Genomic DNA, 7001 nt, shown 5'->3' on the forward strand with positions numbered 1-7001 from the left:
AATTTCAACTGTGACTGTTTTACTGGTTTCCCCTGGGCTAAATATTAGTTGTCCCGCCACTGGTAAATAGCGATTACCGGCCTTGCCGTCACCATCTTGAGTCAGATAACTAATTAAAACATACTTGTCTAGATCCCCCGTCCGTTCAATAACAAAATCTACCTCTCCCCTTACTTCTGAAATTTTTGGATTGGAAACAAGCAGTTTAGTCGGGGCATTGGGATTTGAAAGAGGAATTTTATTTTGGGAATCAATTGTTAAATCACTGAATGTATTCGCATTTATCTCTGCATTAGCGGAAGGAAAAATCGGCGCTGGACTATTGGTGCTTGGGGCGGTGTAAGTGGGGGCTTTAGCTTGGTTAACCAAAACCGTCGCCGCTGACAGATTAGACGTGTATTGATAATATTTATCGCCATATTGATAGGTTGTTCCTGCGGCTTTGAAATCGGAACTTAAGACAAGGTTATCAACGCTATCCATCAGTACAACAACCGTGTTGTTACTCGACAAATTGATAACAGTTAAAGCATTGAGGGTTAACGTATTCGCACCATAATCGAGAATACTAATTACTTCAAAGTCTTGGAGTCGTACCCCTGGCGCAAGGGTGGTTAGATCCCAATTCTGTCCGTTATAACCTTGTAATTCCAACACATCTAACCCTGTCCCGCCATCTAAGCGACGGAAGTAGGTATCGGTGACGGAAACAAAGTCATCTCCAGGGCCGGCATAAACTACGTCTAAACCTCCATTAGTATAGATTTGGTCATCGCCTTGCCCAGATACAAAGCTTTCTCCTGTCGGGGTGCCGAGCATGACATCATCGCCGATGGTGCCGGTTTGATTAACCGTCTGATTAAAGTCGCTACCAAAGAGGACATAACTTAGCTCATCGTTGTTACCGGGAGCTCCAATCATGAAGTCATCGAAGCCATCCCCATTAACATCGCCTCCCCCACTAATCGAGGTTCCTGCTTCGGAATTTGGGAGTCCTTCAATAACAAAACCACGGGAACCGCTGAGAACATCATTGAGAGGAAAAGGAAAATTATCTCGGATCGGAACCCAAAGACTACTATTTCCTCCAAAAACAACAAAAACACTGCCCTGATTATTATTGGAGTTAGAGGAGCTTATTAATAAATCATCAAAGCCATCCCCATTGACATCCCCAGCCTTTGCCAGTGTTGAAAGTTGAATATCATTAAGTACACTAAAAAACAAAGTTGGTTTTAGTGTATTTGTCCACCCGGTAGCATCACCATAATAAATGAGCACTGCTTGAGGGAATTTGAAACCCCCATCAACGTAATCGTTGACAAGAACGGCTAAATCTTCAATGCCATCCCCGTTAAAATCACCGATATTTTTTAGTTTTTTTATTCCATCTATATCAGAAATAGTGATTTCTACGCCTTCAGGAATAGCCTCAAAGCTTGTTTCATTAATAACACTCGAGACAAGATTATTCTGACCACTTCCATTAATATCAATACCGATAAAAGTTGCAGGCATCGATACTGGAAATATTGTCTCCAGAGATTGACTAATATTTCCATTGGAATTACCCAAATAGATAGTATAAGTTTGGTTTGACAGGTCATCTAAAACAAGATCATCATAGCCGTCGCCATTGTAATCTCCGATTGAAAATTGAGACTTAACATTAGATAGAGAAATATTGGATTGATTTAATTGTATTTGCCCCTCTGAACTTAAGCTTTGACTCCCTAACACTAAATAAAAGTTTTGATTACTGTCGATAACGGCAAAATCTTGTAAGCCATCGCCGTTATAATCACCAATACCAATCACGTCTTGAATGTTGGCACCTTGGATGGTGATGATTAGGTCATCACTGCCACTCGCTTCAGTTAACAGATCTTTGGTGCTATCCCCAAAAATAATCACCCCAGCATTGCTTCCCCCTGAAAAAACATCAGCAAACCCGTCACCGTTAATATCGCCCAACATTCGGACAATACTGCCGTTATTGGCGATCGAGTCAAAGGGGGGTAGGGAAGACTCTAAAACTTGGTAGCCTGCGTTGGCGGTAGAGCCCACTAGATAAAGTTGATTGTCAATGATCGCCGGAGGCGGAGCGTAGTTGCTAGTCCCTGGAATTTCGCTAGTTGTCCAATCTGGGCCATCAGTGCTAGCCGTTAGGAAGTTGAGGCCGGAGTTGGATAGCAGCATCTGCCCTTCCAAAAGCCGCTCACCCTCTGTCAGTTGTACATTTTGGTTATTATCGGGGTTGGCTATGCCATTATTGTCGTAAAGCGTCGCAAGAACTTTTTTTGACACAGAGTCAATAATATAAAGCCCTCCATCATCTCCCAACTGGAGATAATTGACACTACCGACGTTTGTCCCTGTTGCCCAAAGAGGGTTTGCTCGATCTCCGTTGGGCTCACCATAAATGACAAAGTTACCATCGTCTTGCATAATGGCCTCTTTTCCCCCAGTGATAATCTGGTTGTTGCTATCGGCGGCAGCCCACACCTGCACCCCTGTGGGCGAAAGGAGTATCAGGCTTCCGGCATCGGTTAGCTCCAAAGTCCAATCTGTGCTATAAATGCTAGCCGTTAGGAAGTTGAGACCTGAGTTGGATAGAAGCATCTGCTCTTGCAGAAGCTGCTCACCCTCTGTCAGTTTTACGTTACGGTTATTACTGGGGTTGGCTGTGCCATTATTATCGTAAAGCGCCGAAAGAACTCTTTTAGACGCGGAATCAATGATATAAAGACCTCCATCATCTCCCAACTGGAGATAATTGACACTACCGACGTTCGTCCCCGTTCCCCACAGTGCATTTGCTCGATCTTCGTTGAGCTCACTATAAAGGACAAAGTTACCATCATCTTGCATAATAGCCTGCTTTGCCCCAGTGATAATCTGGTTATTGCTATCGGTGGCAGCCCACACTTGCCCCCCTGTAGGCGAAAAGAGTTTCAGGCTTCCGGCATCGGTTAACACCAAAGAATATCCGGCCTTCGAGCTGCTTAGATAGAGGTTGGTGCCATCCGTTGTCAGCCCTGGGGTTTGGCTAGTATTAATGCCCGGTACCGAAGCCAGAGTCCAGGACAGGTTCCCAAGATCCGTACCAGTTGTCGAGGTAATGTCAATGCCTACGCCGGGGGCACTTTTGGTTCCTGTTTGAGAGGCAAGATAAAGTGTGTCATATAAAACCGTGGCGCTGACGGCGTTGGGGCTGGTTTGATTACCCCCAGTGAGTTGTACGGCAAAGTCTGAAGACCAAGAATTACTCGCTTGGGGATTATCAGAGTAAATATAGAGAATACTGTTGGTTTGATTATCAGCAGTAAAGAAAGTAAACAGCTTGTCTTGATAAACCACTAATGTGGGAGCATTGTTGGAAGCTTGCCCAATGGCATAGTGCGGACTCCAGCTTTGTCCTTCATCTGTGCTGTAAAGAACATTGAGTTGGGGATCCAAGCCTGTGTAGGCTAAATAGAGTACATCGTTGTAAACCGCAAGGGACGGTGAAAAGTTAGTGGCATTGGCGATCGCCACTGTTGCATTACTCCAGGTTTTTCCTCCATCCGTACTCGTCGTTATAAAAATATCTGTGCTGTTTCCCGTCCCTTTGACAGCCATGTACAAGGTGTCTTGATAGCTCACCAAGGAGGGCATTAAATCAGTTTCTTGGTTAGGGATCGCGGGATTAACTACTTGGAAGCTACTAAAGCTGTTGCCATCAATGACAAAGCCATTATCCGAGGCAATATTTGCCAACTTAATACTGCCATCGTCCTCCAAGTAGGATTGCCCATAAACGGCATAGGCCTGTTGGGCATTGGGAGCCGTGAATAGCAAACTATCAATTTTTCCGTTGCTTCCCTTCTTTCCGGTAATATTTCCCAACCCAGTGGCCGCCGCCCCGGCAAGTTGATAGGGCAGACTGCCGTTGAGCAAGAAGGTTTTATCCTGGCTGGTGACACCGAGGTCGAATAGGGTTCCGACCGCATCTAAATTGAGGGGGCCAAATAACAAATAACTTTGACCTGTGCCATTGCCAGCCTGGGGAGCGGTGATGAGAAAATCCTGATAGCCGTCCCCATTGAGATCGCCGGGGCTAGTGATGATGGTGCCGGCCTGACCGTTGGAGATAGAACCATTAACAATAAGGTTGCTAACCTCGTTTAATGTTTGTAGGGATGTTGTTGAGGTTGCTTTGCTACCACTGATGACATAGACTGCCCCGGCACTGGCATTGACTCCGGTGGCCGCAATGGCTAAGTCCTGCCGTCCATCCCCATCCAAATCTTCAGAGGCGATCGCCGCCCCGGCAAGGTAGTTGGTGGCTACTCCGTTGGGGGCGGGAATATTTGGCCCAGCGTAGGTTCCCCAGGAAGCCAAGCCTGAAACACTACTGGAAAAAACATGAACGGCTCCCACTGCAATTGGTGCTGAGTCTTTATACAACGATTGACTGCCCGACGGTAGCCCTCCTTTCCCTTTCCATTGATTGTTAACTTCCAGTTGATAGGCTGGCGCACCGATGAAGAGGTCATCGCTGGATTTACTACCGGTGAATGTGGTGGGATTCCCTGGTGAATAATGGGAAACCCCTAAAGCAAATCCCGCCCGTTCACCCACCTGATTCAAGGAAATTCCTTGGTAAACTTCCGTGAATGATGTACTGCCGTTGTAAGCAATATAGACAGCCCCACCATCACCGACCCCAGGAGCACCGAAGGCAATGTCATTGCGGGTATATTTCCCATCTCCATCAAAATTGCCCACAACAACGGAAAATCCCGCTTGGGCAGAAGCAATGGCAGGATTGATCCCATAGCCCATAGCAGAAGTTAACTTAGTAACATCGATGGTGGTCCCAGGATTACTGGTAAGGTAACTGCCATAAATGACATAAATCACACCATCTCCACGATTGGCATTGGCATCCCCAATTACCAAATCGTCTATGCCATCACCATCAATATCCCCCGTGGCTAAGCTCATAGATACGCCACCATTGAGGACGCTACGATCGGCAATACCGGTGATTAAAACTCCCCCCGGATTACCCGATAAATCTGTTGTCGTGAGGGGATTACTCTCTGTCCCGCTCAACACACTGCCACCGGCAAATAGGATTTGAATGGTGCCACCACTGACCAAATTGCCGGCACTGTCGGTATAGCCCCGATTACCCACAGCAACATAGGCTAAACTGCCGTCTGCCTTAAAACCACTAGCAAGCTCAGCGGCGATCGCCGGATTATTGGTATTAATGACAAAGCCGCTGTCAATATTGGCTAAGGAGGCATCGTTGGCTTCTGTAACCGTGGCAATGCCCAACACTTCCGTTCCTAAATCATTGATGCCTTTGGCAGGAACCGTCCCCCCTTGATTACGAATAGAGCTAACCTGGGGCGTAACGCTACTACCATCTTTGAAATAGACCGTCACCGTCGGCGTTGCTGAGAAGGTATTTCCGGTTTCATCAATAAACAAACTCAGGGTTTCGGTTGCCCCCATCACCCGATGGTTTAATCCAGAAAGAGCCGGATTAAGGCTATTGAGCAGGGTCGTACCATCAGCAAACGTGAGTTGACCATTATTGGGCACGGTTTCGCCCAAAATAACCCCGATTTGGAAGCCACCGATGGCCTTGCCATCACCATTTTGACCCACTCCCCAACGCAAACCAGTGCCAGGAACTGTGAGCTCAATCCCTGTAATTTCTCGCCCTTGTTCGCCGGTTAGATTAATTTGGAAAATGCTGTCGGCTTTACCATTGGGGAAAATTTCTGTGCCCGCTGGGGAGCCCGTGGCCGCGACAATATCCCAAATCGGGAAATTGGCATCACTCAAAATTGTCGGGGTAATGGTGGGAATCGGCTCAATTTGACCATTTAACTGCCAGCTATTAGTGGTGGGATTCCAAACACTGTAGTAAGCCTCTGGCCCGGGCGGTACTGGGTCAACATATTGAGCATCGAAACGATTGCCAATTTCGTTAGTACCTAAAGCTCCATCCAGAAATTGATTGCCCGTAAATTCAGTGACGTTAGAGGCGGTTAAACCAGTACTGCTAGGAACATAGGAAAGCACCGAGTTATAAAAAGCGACTTCATCGACATAAACCGATCCCCCCTGACCCACCACTGCCAGCGTGCCGGATTGGGGTAAATTGCTAAAACTGACATTGTCCAAACTCCCCACTAACTCACCATTTAGGTATAGGGAGAGAATATCTTGGGAACCGTCATAGGTACCAACAACGTAATACCAAGTATTTGTATCTAGGGGTTGGTTTGTAAGAAGACTGGAACCTGTCGAATTAGCCAGACTAAACTTTAATTCTGTTCCGTCAGAGCTAAAGCGAAAGACCTCCGCCATGGACACCAGGTTGGGTATGGCATTGTCGCTCGGTAATTTAAACCAGAATTCCACCGAAAATCCCTGAATGGAAACTGGAATCGCCGCGTCAAGGGTCACGCCGCCGCCATTGAACAAGACCGCAGGATTGGGATCACCAGAATTGTTTGTGGTGTCTTCCAAGGCCCCAATTTGATTAAGGGTGAAATTGCCACTGTAGTTACCGTTAAAACTCGGCCCAGATTGCCCTTCGTTAATCGCCGTCGTGCCACTCAGTTCCCCTAGACGTAGATAAACAACGGGATCTTGCTCCACTACAAGATTGCTGTAGGAAGCAGGTTGGCTTTCTGTCCAAAAAATAGCAGGTTGGCCATTAATGGTGCTGATATTCAGTTCCGTAAAGGCATCTGGAGAAATTTCCGAGAGGAGTGTCTGGGGAGTAGTCCAGGTGGTGCCATTGAAGCTTGACCAGTAAATGGTGGTTGGGGTCTCGCCGTTACTTTCTTGTTGGGTATTTAACCAAGCGGCAAGCAATTCCCCATTGGGCCCCGCCCCCAACGTCACTTTTTGATCCTGGCCAGTTTGCACTGCGGCGATCGGTTGGGCCAAACTCCATTGATTATCCGGGCCTAAAACTGAATAATAAATAT

1 protein-coding gene is annotated in these 7001 nt (G+C 46.9%); it reads right to left on the reverse strand.

Features of this window, described 5'->3' with window-relative positions; genetic code table 11:
- Positions 1–7001: FG-GAP-like repeat-containing protein (locus tag H6G45_RS00065; RefSeq protein WP_190595443.1), on the reverse strand; the 7001-nt coding region annotated here is incomplete at both ends.

Origin of the sequence: Synechocystis sp. FACHB-383 (genome assembly GCF_014698605.1) — a bacterium.
Taxonomy (GTDB): domain Bacteria; phylum Cyanobacteriota; class Cyanobacteriia; order Cyanobacteriales; family Microcystaceae; genus Synechocystis; species Synechocystis salina.